Source organism: Acinetobacter sp. 16, assembly GCF_033439925.1.
In the GTDB taxonomy this organism is placed as follows: Bacteria; Pseudomonadota; Gammaproteobacteria; order Pseudomonadales; family Moraxellaceae; genus Acinetobacter; species Acinetobacter junii.
The window spans coordinates 3329370-3346592 of the sequence record NZ_CP137746.1; the positions used below are offsets into that span (position 1 = coordinate 3329370).

At 41.4% G+C, this 17223-nt stretch carries 16 protein-coding genes and 1 pseudogene; 10 read left to right on the forward strand and 7 right to left on the reverse strand.

Annotated elements, in window-relative coordinates; genetic code table 11:
• Positions 1-38: 38 nt before the first annotated feature.
• The 3 genes from asd to pncB form a co-directional block, all read right to left on the reverse strand.
• A complete protein-coding gene (gene asd / locus R2H34_RS16160) occupies positions 39-890 on the reverse strand; it encodes an archaetidylserine decarboxylase (protein WP_004910093.1) in 852 nt (283 codons plus the stop codon).
• On the reverse strand, positions 887-1735 hold the full coding sequence (locus R2H34_RS16165) for a sulfurtransferase (RefSeq protein ID WP_075695991.1): 849 nt from the start codon (positions 1733-1735) through the stop codon (positions 887-889). Before R2H34_RS16165 ends, asd begins: the two co-directional genes overlap by 4 nt.
• A gap of 397 nt (positions 1736-2132) precedes the next feature.
• Positions 2133-3335 carry a nicotinate phosphoribosyltransferase gene (gene pncB, locus R2H34_RS16170; RefSeq protein ID WP_004951160.1) on the reverse strand — a complete coding sequence of 401 codons (1203 nt, stop codon included), beginning with the start codon at positions 3333-3335 and terminating at the stop codon, positions 2133-2135.
• Between the two features lie 149 nt (positions 3336-3484).
• Here pncB and dtd point away from each other — a divergent pair, with 149 nt between their 5' ends.
• Positions 3485-3925: a D-aminoacyl-tRNA deacylase gene (gene dtd / locus R2H34_RS16175; protein ID WP_004951153.1), complete on the forward strand. Its 441-nt coding sequence runs from the start codon at positions 3485-3487 to the stop codon at positions 3923-3925.
• 48 nt (positions 3926-3973) lie between these two features.
• On the opposite strand, the gene R2H34_RS16180 is transcribed toward dtd, so the two are convergent.
• The 3 genes from R2H34_RS16180 to serB all read right to left on the reverse strand — a co-directional run bounded on the left by R2H34_RS16180 (position 3974) and on the right by serB (position 6567).
• Positions 3974-4453, reverse strand: coding sequence for a hypothetical protein (locus R2H34_RS16180; RefSeq protein WP_004910100.1), 480 nt, complete (start codon positions 4451-4453; stop codon positions 3974-3976).
• A 150-nt stretch (positions 4454-4603) separates the two neighbouring features.
• Positions 4604-4939 (reverse strand): ciprofloxacin tolerance protein AciT, encoded by a 336-nt coding sequence (gene aciT / locus R2H34_RS16185; protein ID WP_004951151.1) that lies wholly within the window; start codon positions 4937-4939, stop codon positions 4604-4606.
• Between the two features lie 407 nt (positions 4940-5346).
• On the reverse strand, positions 5347-6567 hold the full coding sequence (gene serB, locus R2H34_RS16190; RefSeq protein ID WP_004910102.1) for a phosphoserine phosphatase SerB: 1221 nt from the start codon (positions 6565-6567) through the stop codon (positions 5347-5349).
• A gap of 61 nt (positions 6568-6628) precedes the next feature.
• Between serB and R2H34_RS16195 the strand changes: the two genes are divergently transcribed.
• The 9 genes and pseudogenes from R2H34_RS16195 to R2H34_RS16235 form a co-directional block, all read left to right on the forward strand.
• Positions 6629-7933 (forward strand): hypothetical protein, encoded by a 1305-nt coding sequence (locus R2H34_RS16195; protein WP_171488064.1) that lies wholly within the window; start codon positions 6629-6631, stop codon positions 7931-7933.
• A gap of 374 nt (positions 7934-8307) precedes the next feature.
• A complete protein-coding gene (ribBA, locus tag R2H34_RS16200) occupies positions 8308-9429 on the forward strand; it encodes a bifunctional 3,4-dihydroxy-2-butanone-4-phosphate synthase/GTP cyclohydrolase II (RefSeq protein WP_004951142.1) in 1122 nt (373 codons plus the stop codon).
• Positions 9430-9440: 11 nt separating this feature from the next.
• Positions 9441-9911 (forward strand): 6,7-dimethyl-8-ribityllumazine synthase, encoded by a 471-nt coding sequence (gene ribE / locus R2H34_RS16205; protein ID WP_004637206.1) that lies wholly within the window; start codon positions 9441-9443, stop codon positions 9909-9911.
• Positions 9912-9914: 3 nt separating this feature from the next.
• Positions 9915-10364 (forward strand): transcription antitermination factor NusB, encoded by a 450-nt coding sequence (gene nusB / locus R2H34_RS16210; RefSeq protein WP_004679125.1) that lies wholly within the window; start codon positions 9915-9917, stop codon positions 10362-10364.
• A gap of 15 nt (positions 10365-10379) precedes the next feature.
• Complete coding sequence (thiL, locus tag R2H34_RS16215; RefSeq protein WP_004910108.1) at positions 10380-11297, forward strand: thiamine-phosphate kinase; 918 nt, start codon at positions 10380-10382, stop codon at positions 11295-11297.
• A complete protein-coding gene (locus tag R2H34_RS16220) occupies positions 11275-11796 on the forward strand; it encodes a phosphatidylglycerophosphatase A (RefSeq protein ID WP_042893020.1) in 522 nt (173 codons plus the stop codon). The genes thiL and R2H34_RS16220 overlap by 23 nt, the downstream gene beginning before the upstream one ends.
• A 22-nt stretch (positions 11797-11818) precedes the next feature.
• A complete protein-coding gene (gene glmU, locus R2H34_RS16225; protein ID WP_004910114.1) occupies positions 11819-13183 on the forward strand; it encodes a bifunctional UDP-N-acetylglucosamine diphosphorylase/glucosamine-1-phosphate N-acetyltransferase GlmU in 1365 nt (454 codons plus the stop codon).
• A 12-nt stretch (positions 13184-13195) separates the two neighbouring features.
• Positions 13196-15034, forward strand: a complete 1839-nt coding sequence (gene glmS, locus R2H34_RS16230) for a glutamine--fructose-6-phosphate transaminase (isomerizing) (RefSeq protein ID WP_042893022.1) — start codon at positions 13196-13198, stop codon at positions 15032-15034.
• Positions 15035-15185: 151 nt separating this feature from the next.
• Positions 15186-15566, forward strand: a pseudogene (locus R2H34_RS16235) (heteromeric transposase endonuclease subunit TnsA); the annotation flags it as partial.
• 23 nt (positions 15567-15589) lie between these two features.
• On the opposite strand, the gene tnpC reads toward R2H34_RS16235, so the two are convergent.
• On the reverse strand, positions 15590-17194 hold the full coding sequence (gene tnpC, locus R2H34_RS16240; protein ID WP_004684361.1) for an IS66 family transposase: 1605 nt from the start codon (positions 17192-17194) through the stop codon (positions 15590-15592).
• Between the last annotated feature and the right edge of the window lie 29 nt (positions 17195-17223).

The window sequence follows — 17223 nt, forward strand, 5'->3', positions numbered from 1 at the left end:
CAAGTTTTACTCTGCCGGGCTTTTTATAATTTTACTAATTAAATCGAATGACCTAAACGCTCACCCATTACTACAGTCGAGTTCGCTTTAAACTGCTCTTCCCATACCATTTTATCTTTTTCAAATAAAACCACAGCAGTAGAACCTAAGTAGAAACGACCTAACTCAGCACCTTTATCTAACTGCATTTGATGATGCTGTAATTCAACTTTACCTGAAGGTTTTACCTTACCTGTCGCAACAGTTTCAATCCCAGCTACAATCATCGCGCCAACTAAAACCACCGCCATACGACCAAGTTCTGTATCAAACAAACATACCATACGCTCATTACGTGCAAACAAACCTGGTACATTTTCAGCAGTCGTTTGATTAACTGAGAACAACTCACCTGGGATATATAAAGTTTCAGTCAATGTACCTGCAAATGGCATATGTACACGGTGATAATCTTTTGGTGATAAATAAACTGTTGCAAACTGACCATCTACAAATGGCTTTGCAAGTTGCGGATCACCAATCAATTTCTCTACAGAAAAACTTTGACCTTTGGCTTGGAAAATATCACCTGCCTCGATCTTACCCAGCTGAGAAATTGCACCATCCGCAGGACAAACAATACTATCCGCACGCTCGTCTACACCGCGTACACCTTCCTTCAATGCACGGGTGAAGAACTCATTAAATGATTTATATTGATTCGGATTAGTCTGCTCAGCAATGCTCATGTCAATGCCGTATTTAGCTTTGAATGCCTGAATCACAGCAGTTTTTACCAAAACATTTTCACTGGCTGCCACTTTGCCGATAACACGGCTCAGTTGATGTTGAGGTACTAAGTTTTGTGCTTTGATAAAAAGTTGTTTTTTTAGGTCTGCTGAAAAACTCAAGATGGTGACTCCCCTGAAATAATAGGACTATCGAGGCGATTGCCCCATTCACTCCACGCACCATCGTAGGCTCTCACTTGCCAATTGAGTAATTTTGCCAAGATATACGCCAAGCCCGAACGGTGATGTGACTGACAATACACCACCACAGGTTGTTGTAAATTAAAGCCTAATTGTTCCAAACGTTGTTGAGTGCGTTCAAGCGGGTGTAATTTTAGATGATTTTCACGATTTAGGGCAGTACTCCATTCAAAATGCAAAGCACTTGGGATGTGACCACCGCGTCGCGCAGCAAGACGTAAACCCGTATATTCATCTATGGTACGGCAGTCCCAAAGTTGAATATTCTTATGATTGACTGCATTGAGGAGTTCATCATATTCAATACGATGCTGTTGTACGGCTTGCTCATCAATAGCAACCAACTCTGCAACAGGTTTGTATGGTTCAACTTCAGATGTGGTTGGCAAACCTGCACCTAACCAGCCGTGAATACCACCATTAATCAAATTGGTACGTGTGAAACCTAAGCAGTGTAAATTCCAAATCAAACGCCCTGCCCAAGCACCACCCTCGTCGTCATACACCACTACATGATGTTGCGGTGAAATATTTAATTTCTCAATCAAGGTTTTTAAACCATCGACATCTGGCAATACACCATTCGCTTGTTCATTCTGCGCAACTAAATATTTAGGTTGCAAATGAATAGCATGTGGAATGTGCAGTTGCTCATAAACCGAAGCTCGGCTTAGATCGATCACTCGAATCAACTCATGACCCAAGTATGGTACAAGTTGTTCAGGTTCAATCAATAAACCTAATTTAAAATCTGTGTCAGTCATTGTTATGGTGTCTTGTGATTACAGCATTGCATCAAATTTTAGCATAGCTCACTTTTTATCTTTGTCTGATTTTTCATATTCATTTAGCAGAAAACAAGATATAGGAAAAAACCCAACGATTTTAGATTTAAAGCATAAAATTTGCTGACAATTGCGAAAGTTAAGCCATATAAACCTGTCGAAAAAATTTACTGGTGCAGAGGCGGCATCCATGCCGTCTCTGTGGCTGCCTTGCGCTGCTTTCAAAGCGTTGCTTTGAAATTGCTGAGGATGTGCCGTCAGTTCAACAAAAAATTGTTACTTTGGATCTTTCAAAAGTAAAGAGTACCTATTACAGATCTCTCATAACATTTGAGCGATTCCACAGCCGTACTAAATTTTGAGTATGAAAGAATAATTAGGCCTCTTCAATCTCAAACACCTGACGCAAATACGCCAAAAACGTTTCATTATCGCTCATGGTCTTGCCTGAACTATCAGAAATTTTTGCTACCGATTGCCCATTACATTCCACCAGTTTTAAAACAATATTAAGCGGTGTCTGTCCCATGTCATTGGTGAGATTAGTTCCAATACCAAAACTAACCTGAAAGCGATCTTTAAAATATTGGTGCAATAACCATGCTTTCTCTAAATTTAAACCATCACTAAAAGTTAACATTTTGGTCTTGGTATCTATTTTTAATTTGCGATAGTGCGCAAAGGCTTTATCACCCCATTCATAAGGATCACCACTATCATGGCGCAAACCATCAAATAATTTGGCAAAATACAGATCAAAATCTCGCAAGAAAGCATCCATCCCAACCACATCGGTCAAAGCGATACCCAAATCCCCTCGATACTCTTGTACCCACGCTTCTAAAGCCGCTTTTTGGAAATTACGTAACCGTACATCCAATGCCTGAAAAGCCTGTAAAAACTCATGTGCCATGGTTCCGATCGGGCTAATGCCTAATTCTTTCGCTAACAGCACATTGCTGGTGCCACGGAAAACTTTGGGTGCAGCTGAGTGAAAGGCTTGAACTACATGTTTTTGCCATTCAAAACTATAACGTCGTCGTGTTCCAAAATCTGAGACTAAGAATGGAGGATCATTTTCTTGCTGTTGCTGAGCATAATCTTGTAGTTGAACTAGCTTCTGCTGTAAACGGCGCTCGCCTTCTACAAAAACGTCATCATTACGGATGCGTTGGAAATACAGCTCATTGACGATAGCTAAAACGAAAATCTCAAACATCATGGCTTGTACCATTGGACCTTCGATTCGAATATCGAGCCGACCTGCCTCATCCATACTGGCTTGGATAAAACGACGTTTAAGTTGAAATAACTCTAAGTAATCAACAAAATCACTTTTAATAAAACGCAAGGAACGTAAATACTGTAACTCATCATCGGTGAAGCGCAGCTCACACAACAAATCAAGTTGATGGTTCAAATCATCCAAAATCTCAACTAGCGGATAAACCGTGTCATCTAAATTGCGGCAACGAAATAAATAAACACTGTGAGTTTGCGGAAACTGATGTAGCACGACTTGCAACATCGTGAATTTATACAAGTCCGTGTCGAGTAAAGATCGAATAATGGCAGGCATAAAGGATGGTTTTAACCAATTTTTATTAGATATCTGTTGTTATACAACCAAACGCTGGAGATTGAATAGTAGACTTTTGCTGCACGACTCATTTTTATCCTTTTGCTCTGCTAAAATTGCGCATCTCCTATCATCCAATTTTTAAAGTTATGCGTGCATTAATTCAGCGAGTTCTTGAAGCAAAAGTGGTTGTGGACGGACAAACCACGGGCGAGATTGAAAAAGGCTTATTGGTTTTTCTAGGCTTAGGGAAAGACGATACTTTAGAAAAGGGTAAGAAACTGATCGATAAGATTCTCAAATATCGAATCTTTGACGATGAAAATGGCAAGATGGGGTGGAATGTGAGTCAAGCCAGTGGCGGTATTTTATTGGTATCTCAATTTACCCTCATGGCACAAACTCAAAAAGGGTTACGACCAGACTTTGGACCTGCGATGCCACCTTCAGATGCCAAAGCACTCTACGAGCAATTGGTTGAATACGCACAACAGCAATTTGAAAATGTACAAACAGGTATTTTTGCTGCGGATATGAAAGTACATTTGGTGAATGATGGACCTGTGACTTTTAATCTAGAGATTGAATAACTTTAGGCAATAAAAAAACTCCCATCTAGGGAGTTTTTTTCAGGCTTGTTATTTACCTGTTTTTTCTTTAATAAACGCACGTGCTTGGCGAATTTTTTCTTTTACAGGTTTTGGTACTTTAGGTGGGATCAATTTCGCTGCTTGGTTGAACCAAACCAATAAGCTAAAGTCACCTTCCATTTTAATGCTACCGTCTTGCATACCTGTCATGAATGCTGTTGGGTCGCCTTTTACTAAAGTTTTTACGCCTTGCTCACTTGAAGCAAATTGCAAAATAAAATCCGCTTTTTCAGGATTGCCTGCAACTGTATCGATCTTACCGTGATTGACAATAATCTGACGCGCCATACCCAAATCTGTACCAATTTGAATACGAAATTCACGATCATGAACTAACTCAATAAACTTAGGGCTAGTACGTGCCAATTGCTTCATACGCAACGCCAAACCTGCCACCAACAAATCCAGTGGATCTGTACTTACATCAACGATAGGTAACTTAACCACAGGTAGAGAAGAAAGCTTCATGACAATTATGCCCACAGTATAATGATGAAAATTAAGACAACCCGTATCCTAGCACAATTGTGAAGAACTCTGTAAAAGCTTTGTTTCAGAAAGTGAATGTAAAAAAGGCGTGCTGAGCACGCCTTTGATGTGATTAGAATTATTATGTATTTATCGACTAGAACATTGTTGTTGGTCATCCTTATAAACAGGCGTGTGTTCAATATACTGGCGATTTGCCAGTTGTTTTTGTGCTTGTTTGTCTTCACGTAAAAGAATAAATGTCACCGTCACCATCGCAAGGCTGAGCGCTGTCAGATAACTATAAGCGACAGACATTTCGAACATGGTTTGCACACCAAAGCGTACCACTTCGAGCAGTCCCCAACTAATCATACCCGCCAACATAAAACCTAACCAACGACGATAAGGAGAGAAGAAAACAGCAATAACTGCGACAGCGATCAAGCCAAATCCAACCCACATGGTGAAATTCGCTGCTTCCATAGAAACCTCCGTCTTTAAAAGGATGTCTGAATCAACGTTCAGACCTTATATTGTTCTGTAATCTCTAACAGTACTTCGTGTTGCATTAACGTCTTTATGCATTATGGAGCGTTTTTTTTAGAAAAAAAGAGCTTAAAATTAACGATACGACACAAGATGTCGCAATATGCTTTTGTAATTACATTTTTTAAAAATCATAATTCTGAAATTTCTATATAGCATCAATTACTGAGTGTCATTACAAAAAAATACGCTTAATTTTGACGTCAAAAAAACTTTTTTCTGAATTTTTTAATTGTAGGTTTTCTATACATTTAGACATAAATATGACGAAGTGATGACAGCCAATAAAATCAATAAAGCCACATGATCTGTGGCTTTATTTGAGGGCTCAGATCTACATTTATCTATGCTCGATTGAGGTCTTTATCATGCATACCTAAAAGATAAAGCACGCCATCTAAACCCACACTCGAAATTGCCTGATTGGCATTTTGACGAACTAGAGGTTTGGCACGGAAAGCCACACCTAGCCCAGCGATTGACAGCATTGGTAAATCATTTGCGCCATCACCAACAGCCATCGCCTGCTCTAATGAGATACCCATTTTATCAGCCAACTGGCGTAACAGCTCTGCCTTACGCGCACCATCAACAATCGCACCTTTCACTTCACCAGTGACAAGCCCATCTTGCACATCCAAAATATTGGCATGCACTTCATCAATGCCAAGTTTAGCTTGTAAATACTCTGCGAAATATTGGAAGCCACCTGAAAGAATTGCTGTCTTATAACCCAAGGCTTTCAACGTTGAAATTAAGCGCTCTGCACCTTCTGTCACAGTTAGACGCTCAGCAATTTTAGGCAGAACAGATGCATCTAAGCCTTTTAACAACGCAACACGTGCACGGAAACTTTGTTGGAAATCAAGCTCACCTTGCATTGCACGCTCTGTAATTTCAGCAACTTGCTCACCTACACCCGCTTCTAATGCAAGCTCATCAATCACTTCTTGCTCAATCAATGTAGAGTCCATATCAAAGCAAACCAAGCGACGATTACGGCGATAAGCATTATCTTCTTGTACGGCAACGTCGATGTTTAACTCACCTGATAAACTCAAACAAGCAGCACGCATTGCTTGTGCATCCAGCATTTGTCCGCTTAATCCGAACTGAACGCAAGCGCGTCGTGGGAACTGACTTTCTTCTTCTAGTTCTAAACGTCCTGATAAACGTGTTACCGTTTCTATGTTAAACCCTTGACCCGAAACAATTTGAGTCACAGCTTGCAAATGCGCAGCGGTCAGTTCAGGTGCAAGAGCCGTCACGATATAGCGTGTACGTCCGCCCTCACTCACCCATTGGTCATATTCTGCGTTGCTGATTGGTTTAAATCGCACAGTTAAGCCAATATCATGTGCTAAAATCAGAATCTCTTTCATTGCTAATGCTGTTGCAGTCTCGTTATCTGATGCAACAACGATCCCAAGGGTCAGTTGATTGTGAATAACCGCCTGACCGACATCGAGTATTTGCAAAGAATGTACGGAGAGTACCTGCATTAATCGAGTAAACTGATTCGGTTGATCTGGTCCTAAAAAGGATATAAGAATGATTTCTCGCATGAATTGACTCGTGTTAGAGCGACAACTATTGTAAGAATCATAACATAACCCATGAATCTATTTGCCTTGGAAGTTTAACTTGAATGCGCCTCGCCAAGGGCTATTTGCTAGCCTACTGATCGTTAGTTTTGCCTTGCATACCTTTTTATTGGTGATTGCAACGACTCATCAACTCAATGAAAACCGCGCCAGCCAAGGACAACTGATGACCAGTCAGTTAGTGGCAGAAACTCTTTCTGAAATGGAACCCGCCAATACTGTTTCTTTAGCATTGGTTGCTAATCGCTATGCGACCAATCCAAGTGTTGCCTCAATCCGTATTTTGGATGCCAACAAACAAGTGTTAGCAACTAGCGGTATGGCTAAAACTCGTCAAGGCGAAGTATTTGTCCGTGATGCTTTACAGAATGAAAAGAAAGTGGGAACAGTCGAAATAACACTGATACAACCAAGTATTGGTGAAATTTTGCGCACACAGTGGTTGGCGATTCTATTGTCTCTCTTGATTCATGGATTAATTTGGTTAGGCTACCGTGCTATTGCACGCCCAACGCGAACCGAATATCTTGCTCGTATCAATCAAGAAAATCATCTCAAGCATGAAATTCAACGTTTAACTCAAGCTTTGGCATTAGAAAAACAAAATACCGTTACTTTGGTCGCTCAAGCACAACAACAAGCAAAAGTACAACCCAAAACGCGAGTTGAGAAGGTCAGCACTGAAACACCTCAAGTTGATCAGCATACATTGGCGCTTAACATCCAGTTTTATGATCCAAAACAACTTTTAAATAGTGTTAACCAATCCGTTTCATTGCCTTACTTTAAGCTATGTCAGTTATTTTTGGATAAAAGTATCGATCTATGTGCTAAACATTATCAAATTGATCCATCTAAAATTTGTGTTGAACAAGAGTTTAATGCTGAAGGGGCAACCTTAAGTACTCAGTCAGATCAAACACATGCTTTAGAATGTCTTATGATGATTGGTGCTGTTTTCCAACTGCTCGCAGAGGTACTGTATAAACGTTATCGCGAAGACAAACGCTTTGCCTTGCAAACGCGTGGTTCTGTTGCTAGCCCTGTAGATGCCATGCAGCTCGACGCAATTGAAGCTTCGAAACGCCTAACTCAACATTTACATGCAAAAGAAGCTGCCTTGCATTTGAATCACGAGCAATTAAAAGCGATTCAACATAGCTATGAATTAGTTGCTATGCCTAACCCAAGCAACATCATGACACGTCATGCATTTATGATTAATGGTATGAATGAGGAGTGTGCAACTTTAGCTCAAAATCTGCGCACTGAAATTTTAATGGGTAAAAAGGCAAAAGTCTCATCTGAATCATCCAGCCTTTCGTAATTCACCTCGATAAAATATCCCCATTTTTTTAAGTATAGAATGGGGTTTATTATTTGAATAACGATAAAGTTCATTCCATCAAAAAGTGCTTGATTTGCATAAAACATCAACACACTCAAACTATATTCTTAAATCGATTCAGCGCAGCTTGAGTTAAAAAATTATTGCAAAGCAATGAAATTTTTAGAAAAAACAAAATATTATATTCTGAATCAAAACCAAATATTTAGATCAATAAAAGCGTTTACTCAGCATGATGTATAAATTCGTCACGTGCGATAAGAAGCACAGGCGAAAAGTTTTAAAATGCGGTAAACTATGCCAAATTTATCGAATACTAATGCCTTAAAAGGCTGCTTAAAAGGTGAAAGCGAATGCCGCTGAGTCGTGTTGAAGAACTTGTCGCAGATATTCGTGCAGGCAAAATGGTTATCCTCATGGATGACGAAGATCGAGAAAATGAAGGTGACTTAGTCATCGCTGCTACCCATGTTCGTCCTGAAGACATTAACTTCATGATTACACATGCACGTGGTTTGGTCTGTCTGACATTAAGCCGCGAACGTTGTAAGCAACTCAACCTTCCGCTTATGGTTGATCAAAACGGCGCTCAACATGCCACGAACTTCACCCTTTCAATCGAAGCAGCCGAAGGCATCAGCACAGGTATCTCAGCAGCAGAACGTGCACATACTATTCGCACAGCTGTAGCTGCCCATGCTAAACCAAGTGATATTGTTCAACCTGGTCATATTTTTCCATTAATGGCTCAACCAGGTGGTGTCTTACATCGCGCAGGTCATACCGAAGCTGGATGTGACTTAACACGCTTAGCAGGTTTAGAGCCTGCTTCAGTGATCTGTGAAATTATCAATGAAGATGGCACTATGGCGCGCCGTCCTGATTTAGAAGTATTTGCAGAAAAGCATGGTCTCAAGATTGGTACGATTGCGGATTTAATTCACTACCGTATGACCAACGAGCAAACTGTTGAACGCTTATCTCAAGAAACCATTCAAACTGAATACGGGACTTTTGATCTTTATAAATATCGTGAAATCGGTAACCCAGACATTCATTTAGCTTTGGTAAAAGGTGAGCCGAAAGAAGGCGTGACCACTGTTCGTGTTCATGGATTCAATCCTGTTCGTGATCTTTTAAAGCTCAATAAAGCTGATGGTTCTCCAGCATGGAATCTTGATCTTGCAATGAAAACGATTGCTGCAAGTGACCGTGGTGTATTGGTTTGGATTGGACAAGATCACTTGGAAGATTTAGGTCATGCCATTCATCATTTGAACCAACCAAAGCCACTGAAATCAAATGCAGCGCTATCGCAGCAATATCAAACAATTGGTGTCGGTGCACAAATTTTACGTGATCTTGGTGTTGAGAAAATGAAGTTGTTGAGTTCTCCGCTTCGTTTCAATGCTTTATCAGGATTTCATTTAGAGGTGGTGGAATACATCACTGCCGATCAAATCACAGCAAAATAATCGAGGTTGCTATGGCAATTCGCCGAATTGAAGGTTTATTACATCTCGCAAGCGAAGGTCGTTATGCGATCTTAGTTGGTCGTTTCAATAGCTTCGTTGTAGAACATTTACTTGAAGGTGCGATCGACACATTAAAACGTCACGGCGTTGCAGAAGATGCGATCACCGTGATTCATGCACCAGGTGCATGGGAACTGCCGATCGTTGCGAAGAAATTAGCGGCTTCAAACAAATTTGATGCCATCATTGCTTTAGGTGCAGTAATTCGTGGTAGCACACCTCACTTTGACTTCGTTGCTGGTGAATGTGCTAAAGGTCTAGGTGTTGTAGCACTTGAAAGCACAATGCCTGTGATCAACGGTGTTTTAACTACCGATAGCATCGAACAAGCGATTGAACGTTCAGGTACGAAAGCAGGTAATAAAGGTAGCGAAGCTGCACTTACTGCTATCGAAATGGTTAACTTATTAAAGGCAATTTAAAGCATGTCGCAAACACTTCAGGCCGCTTATGCAGCGAAACGCAAAGCACGTCGTTTTGCTGTACAAGGGATTTATGAATGGCAAATGAGTCAAAATCCTGTTCATGAAATTGAAGCACGTACACGTGTTGAAAATGCCATGCACAAGGTTGACCTCAACTACTACCATGAATTACTCACTCAAGTGGTTGCTCAACATGAAGCTTTAGATGAGTTACTCATTCCTGTACTTGACCGTGAGCTATCTGCACTTGATGGTGTAGAACTTGCAACCTTACGATTGGGCGCTTATGAATTACGAGATCATCTCGAAGTTCCTTATCGCGTTGTACTTGATGAAGCAATTGAGCTAGCAAAACACTTTGGTGGTGCAGACAGTCATAAATACATCAATGGTGTATTAGATCGTCTTTCTTCAAAGCTTCGTGAAGCTGAAAAACAACAAGCGAAATAATAGGCTTGATGTTTCATGGCTGAGTTTTCAATTATTGACCGTTACTTTAAACGAGCATCTCATCAGGATGTCAGTTTAGGTATTGGTGATGACTCAGCCATTCTCACCCCTCTTACCTCGCAACAACTCGTCATTTGCACAGACACTCTAGTCGCTGGTCGCCATTTCCCTTTAGACACCTCCGCACATGCTGTGGGTTGGAAAAGTGTAGCCGTAAATTTATCAGATATCGCGGCAATGGGAGCTCAACCACACAGTATCTTGCTTGCACTCAGTTTACCAAGTGTAGATGAGACATGGTTGGCTGAATTCAGTCGAGGACTCTTTGAATGTTGTGACCAATTCAATGTTGCATTAATCGGCGGAGATACAACGCAAAGCTCCCAATTAACGATTACAGTGACAGCGCTAGGTTGGATCGAACAAGGGCAAGCAATTACGCGAGCTGGTGCGCAAGTCGGTGACTATATATGCGTGAGTGGGCAAGTCGGTGATGCTGCGTATGGACTTCACCATTTAGGTCATACTCTACAACAACGTTTAGATTATCCAACACCGCGTTGTCAGTTAGGTCAGCGACTGAAAGGTCGAGCGACCAGTATGATCGATGTCTCGGATGGTTTAGCACAAGACTTAGGACATATTCTGAAAGCCTCTGGCGTGGGTGCGACTTTATTTTTAGATCGTTTGCCAATAGATTCAGCACTAAAAGCATTAGATCAACAACAAGCTTGGCAATATGCGCTCGCTGGTGGGGATGACTACGAATTATGCTTTACAATATCACCGCAAAAATTCGAAGAACTATCGCGACATCAATCTGATGTACCGTTTACAATAATCGGCGAAATTACCCAACAAACTGGATTGTTATTTAAGTATATGGGCGAAGTTTACCCATTACATGTTCATGGATATCAACACTTTGCATAAACCCCCTATTCACTTTAGCCAAATGACTTGGTTTGACCGCTTTATTGTGTTCTGCGGTGTAGGATTTGGCTCTGGTCTCAGTCCCAAAGCACCTGGTACTTTTGGGTCAGCGTTTGCTCTTCTTTTCATCCCCCTGTGGCTAATACTTGGCTTCAATGCCAGTGTTTTTGCAATCCTACTCATGTCGATTGCAGGCATTTATATTTGTGGTCACACTGCCAAAGTGATTAATGTCCATGATGATGGTCGTATCGTTTGGGATGAATTTGCGGGACAATCGATTACCTTTTTACCTCTGCTTTACTTACAGCAAATGAATTGGTTATGGGTCATTGCAGGTTTTGTCTTATTCCGTATCTTCGACATCTGGAAACCATTTCCAATTAATTGGGCTGACCAAAAAGTTTCTGGCGGCTTTGGTATTATGCTTGATGACCTGATTGCAGGACTTTGGGCTGCATTATGTATTTTTCTTATTCAATTTTATTTTTTGACCTAACACATTAATATTAGGGTTAATTATGTCAACAACCGTCATTATTCTAGCTGCAGGGAAAGGAACGCGAATGCGTTCAAAGCTTCCTAAAGTATTACAACCACTTGCAGGTCGTCCACTTTTGGGACACGTCATTGAAACCGCAAAAAAACTCAACGCCCAAAATATTATTACCATTTATGGGCATGGCGGTGAACTTGTTAAACAAAGCTTTGCACAAGAACAGATTGAATGGGTTGAACAAGCTGAGCAATTAGGTACTGGTCATGCTGTACAGATGACATTACCAGTTTTACCGCAAGATGGTATCTCACTCATTTTATATGGTGATGTGCCTTTAGTTCGACTCAGTACTCTTGAACAATTACTAGAAGCATCTAGCCAGTCTGGTATTGGGATGATCACACTCGATGTCGAAAATCCAACGGGCTATGGTCGTATCGTTCGTCAGGCAGGAAAAGTTCAAGCCATTGTTGAGCATAAAGATGCCAATGAAGAACAACGTCAGATCCAAGAGATCAATACGGGTATCTACTGCGTTAGCAATGCAAAACTACACCAATGGCTACCAAAGCTGTCGAATAATAACGCACAAGGTGAATATTATCTTACCGATATCGTAGCGATGGCGGTTGCAGATGGTCTAGAAATCGCTTCCATTCAACCTGAACTTGCATTTGAAGTTGAAGGCGTAAATGATCGTCTACAACTCGCTACGTTGGAACGTCAATTTCAACAACAACAAGCCAAAGAATTAATGCAACAAGGCGTTCACTTAATTGATCCAAATCGTTTTGATCTACGTGGCACATTAAAATGTGGGCAAGATGTTCAAATCGATGTCAATGTTATTATTGAAGGTCACTGTGAGCTCGGTGATAACGTACAACTTGGTGCAGGCTGTATCCTAAAGAACACGCGTATCGCAGCAGGCACTAAAGTTCAGGCTTATAGTATTTTTGAAAATGCGGTGGTAGGCGAAAATACTCAAATCGGTCCTTTTGCTCGTTTACGTCCAGGCGCAAATCTTGCAAATGATGTGCATATCGGTAACTTCGTAGAAGTTAAAAATTCTAATATTGGTGTAGGTTCTAAAGCCAATCATTTCACTTATCTTGGTGATGCTGATATTGGTGCGGATTGCAATATCGGTGCAGGTACGATTACTTGCAACTATGATGGTGCAAATAAGCATAGAACTATTATTGAAGATCATGTATTTATTGGCACCAATAATTCACTGGTTGCTCCGATCAAAATCGGTACTGGTGCTACAACTGGCGCTGGTTCAACCTTAACACGAGATGTGGCTGACCATAGTTTGGCTGTCGAACGATCTAAACAGTTTGAAAAAGCAAATTATCAACGTCCCCAAAAGCTGAAAAAATAAGAGGATAAAATTATGTGTGGTATTGTTGGAGGCGTTGCTCAACGTTGCGTAACTGATATTTTGATCGAAGGACTCAAGCGTCTTGAGTATCGTGGTTACGACTCTGCTGGCTTGGCATTACTCAATAATCAAAAAATTCTACGTGAGCGTCGCGTAGGAAAAGTAGCTAATCTTGCCGAAGCTGTTTCAGACCAGCATTTAATGGGTAATATCGGAATTGCACACACACGTTGGGCAACTCATGGTAAACCAACTGAAAATAATGCACATCCACACGTTTCTGGAAATGTCGCTGTCGTACATAACGGTATTATTGAAAATTACCAAGAATTAAAAGACGATCTACAAACCTTAGGTTATGTATTTACCTCTCAAACAGATACCGAAGTTGTTGCTCATCTCGTACATGACGCATTAAAACATACTGATAGCTTACTTGAAGCCGTACAAAAAGTTATTCCACAACTGAAAGGTGCTTACGCTCTTGGAATTATTCATACTGAACATCCAGATGAATTAATCACTGTCCGTGAAGGTTCTCCTCTCGTGATTGGTGTAGGTATCGGTGAAAACTTTATCAGTTCAGATCAATTGGCTCTACTTCCAGTCACGAATCGCTTTGTTTATCTAGAAGAAGGCGATATTGCTCGCTTAACTCGTACGAGCATTGAAGTTTTTGCGCAAGGTGAAGCTGTTCAACGTCCAGTGAAAGAACTGGATGCTACGGTTAGCAACGCATCTAAAGGTGAATATAAGCACTTCATGCTCAAAGAAATTTATGAGCAGCCTGAAGCGATCCAGCAAACCATTTCTCAAGCCCTAAATGGCAATTATTTGCGTGAAGATTTTCTTCAATATGCCAATGCTGATTTTGCTAAAATCCAACAGGTACAAATTATTGCCTGTGGAACCAGTTATCATGCAGGCATGATTGCAAAATATTGGTTTGAACAATTAATCGGCGTACCTTGCCAAGTCGAAATTGCCAGCGAATTCCGCTATCGTACGCCTGTTATTGTGGCAAATACGCTGTATATCTGTATTTCTCAATCTGGTGAAACGGCAGATACTCTAGCAGCCTTACGTGAAACCCAAAAACGCGCTAAAGCCAACACGATTGACATTAGCACGATGACGATTTGTAACGTTGCGACATCATCGATGGTTCGCGAAACAGATCATCATTTACTCACCCTTGCTGGCCCTGAAATTGGTGTTGCTTCAACCAAAGCATTTACCACGCAACTTGCTGCATTAATGTTACTGATTCTAAAAATCGGTCAAGTGAAGCAACGTCTCTCTGATGCCCAGTTAACAGAAATTACTGAAGCTTTATGGCATTGCCCGAAAGTAATTCTAGATACTTTACAGCACAATACTTCGATTCTTCGTTTGTCTGCTTTATTTGTAGAAAAGAACCACTGTTTATTCCTTGGTCGTGGAACACACTTTCCAATCGCATTGGAAGGTGCTTTGAAGCTCAAAGAAATTTCATATATTCATGCTGAAGGTTATGCGGCAGGTGAACTCAAACATGGTCCATTGGCATTAGTTGACAATGAAATGCCTGTGGTTATTTTGGCACCAAATGATGACATGCTCGATAAATTAAAATCGAATATGGAAGAAGTACAAGCGCGTGGCGGGGAGCTTTTTGTTTTTGCTGATGAAAATAGCGGAATCCAAGAAAAAGATCGCCAACACGTGGTTCATATCCCAGCAGTCAATGAATGGTTAGCACCTATTGTTTACAGTATCCCTGTACAGCTTCTGTCATATCATGTCGCTGTATTGCGTGGTACTGATGTGGATCAGCCACGTAACCTTGCAAAAAGCGTAACGGTCGAATAATAAAAAATGGAAGAAAGGTTCGTCTGTATGAGAGTAATAAAGTTTCATACTAAGTAATAAAGTCCCATACTGAGTAATAAAGTGTAATACTGAATTGCTCAAAAAATCCACACAAGCTATGCTCTAAACAGTATGATGTGTGGATTTTTTTATGGCCAACTTTAAGAACACACAAAATCATGAACTCAAAATTCAAAAATGGATTAAAGAAGGACGAGGACAGGGTTTTGGAAATAGCTATAAACCTTGGCTCACAATTCGAGATGTGAGTTCAGAAGGTCGATCTCACCGAGTTTTTGGTCATAAAAGCCAAAGAACTCATCACCTTCTCTCTGATCTAGAACTTTCTACTTTTCTATTACTAGAATGGCATTCAACGACTATCGATATCCGAGAACAATATCCCTTAGACCTCGAACAAACTCTAGAAATTGCGAAGACAATTAGAATCCCTCACCCTAGATTTGGGAAACATTATCAAATCATGACAAGTGATTTTTTAGTGGATACACATAATTCAATAAGTAAGCGTCCGCTGAACCCCATGCCTATTTTTTAATTTGAGTTGGATTTCCAGCGATGTGGTAGTAATTCTTCTATTTGGGTCGCTTTATGCGTCGGCAGCCTTTTCAGCACATCACTGAGATAGGCATACGGATCCAACCCATTCAGCTTTGCTGACTGGATTAAAGTCATGATATTTGCCGCTCGCTGTCCACTGCGCAGCGAACCTGCAAACAACCAGTTCTTACGGCCCAATGCCCAGGGACGCATTGAGTTCTCTGCCCAGTTATTGTCAATGGGTAGATTGCCATCATCCAGATAGCGGCTTAAGGCTGGCCAACGCTTCAGACTGTAATTGATGGCCTTGGCGGTTGGAGAACTCGATGGCACCGTCAGATAATGTTGGTTGAGCCATTCACACAGTTGTTGCATCACCGGTTGGCTGTGCTGTTGTCGGTATTCGCGGCGGTGTTCTGCTGTACCATCGGTCTTTTTCCTGAGTTCTGCTTCTATCGCATACAGTTTCTGAATCATCAGTAATGCCTGTTCAGCGATCTGACTTTTCCCGGTCACATGTAGCTCATGGAATTTACGACGTGCATGCGCCATGCAGCCCACCTCTATGACATCGCCTGATTTAAAGCGTGCTTTATAACCACTGTAATCATCACAGACCAGATGGCCCTGCCAGCCATTCAGGAACTCTTCTGCATGCTGACCTGAACGGCTATCCTGAAAGTCATAGATCACCGCTTGAACTGGATTGTACTGTGTAGTGGCATAGGCCCAGACATAACCTTTCTTCGGTTTTTTCTCATCATCACCCATCCGCATGATGGTGACCGGCGTTTCATCGGCATGGATCACCCGCTGTTGCAGCACCACCTGTTTTAAGGCATTGGCCAGAGGTTCCAGTTCCACACCGCAGCGACCTATCCAGTCAGATAACGTTGATCTAGAAAGCTCGATTCCCGCCCGCTGATAGATCAGACGTTGACGGTACAGCGGTAAATGATCGGCATACTTCGATACCAGCACATGGCTGAGCAGTTCAGGTGAAGCAATGCCTTTATCAATCACATAGGCAGGCATCGCTTGCTGAGTCAGGGTGTCACACTGATCACAGACCCATTTGCCACGCACATGCTGTTCCTTATAGAACTGTGCCGGTCTGAAATGTAGTTTTTCACTGATATCTTCGCCGATACGACGCAAGGTGCAGCCACAAGCACATTGGGTTGATGTTGGTTCATGCTCGATACGGATGGTGTGTAGATGATCGGGCAGCAGTCGACGTTTAGGTTTGTTGACTGTGGCTTTGTGTGTCGCTGCATCAGTTTTATCTGCATTCAGCCGTTCCAGTTCCAGATCAACAGCGGCAATATCTTCTTCGACCGCTTCATCCCACAGATGGATTTGTTTTGCGGTGAGATGTTCGTTTTTACTGCCAAATTTGTGCTGTTTAAATAGTGCGAGCTCATGCTCGTATTTTTGCGTGAGAATGGAAAGATGTTGAACTTTGGCATCCAATTGCTGGTTTGATTTTTCTAATTCTTGATTTGATTGTGCCAAAGACTGATGCTGCATTGCCAACTGCCGGGTAAATTCCAGCAGTTGTTCATGGGTCAGTTGGCTTAAATCAGGCAGCGTATTCATGACCGCAGTATGCCTGAGGTCATGACGCA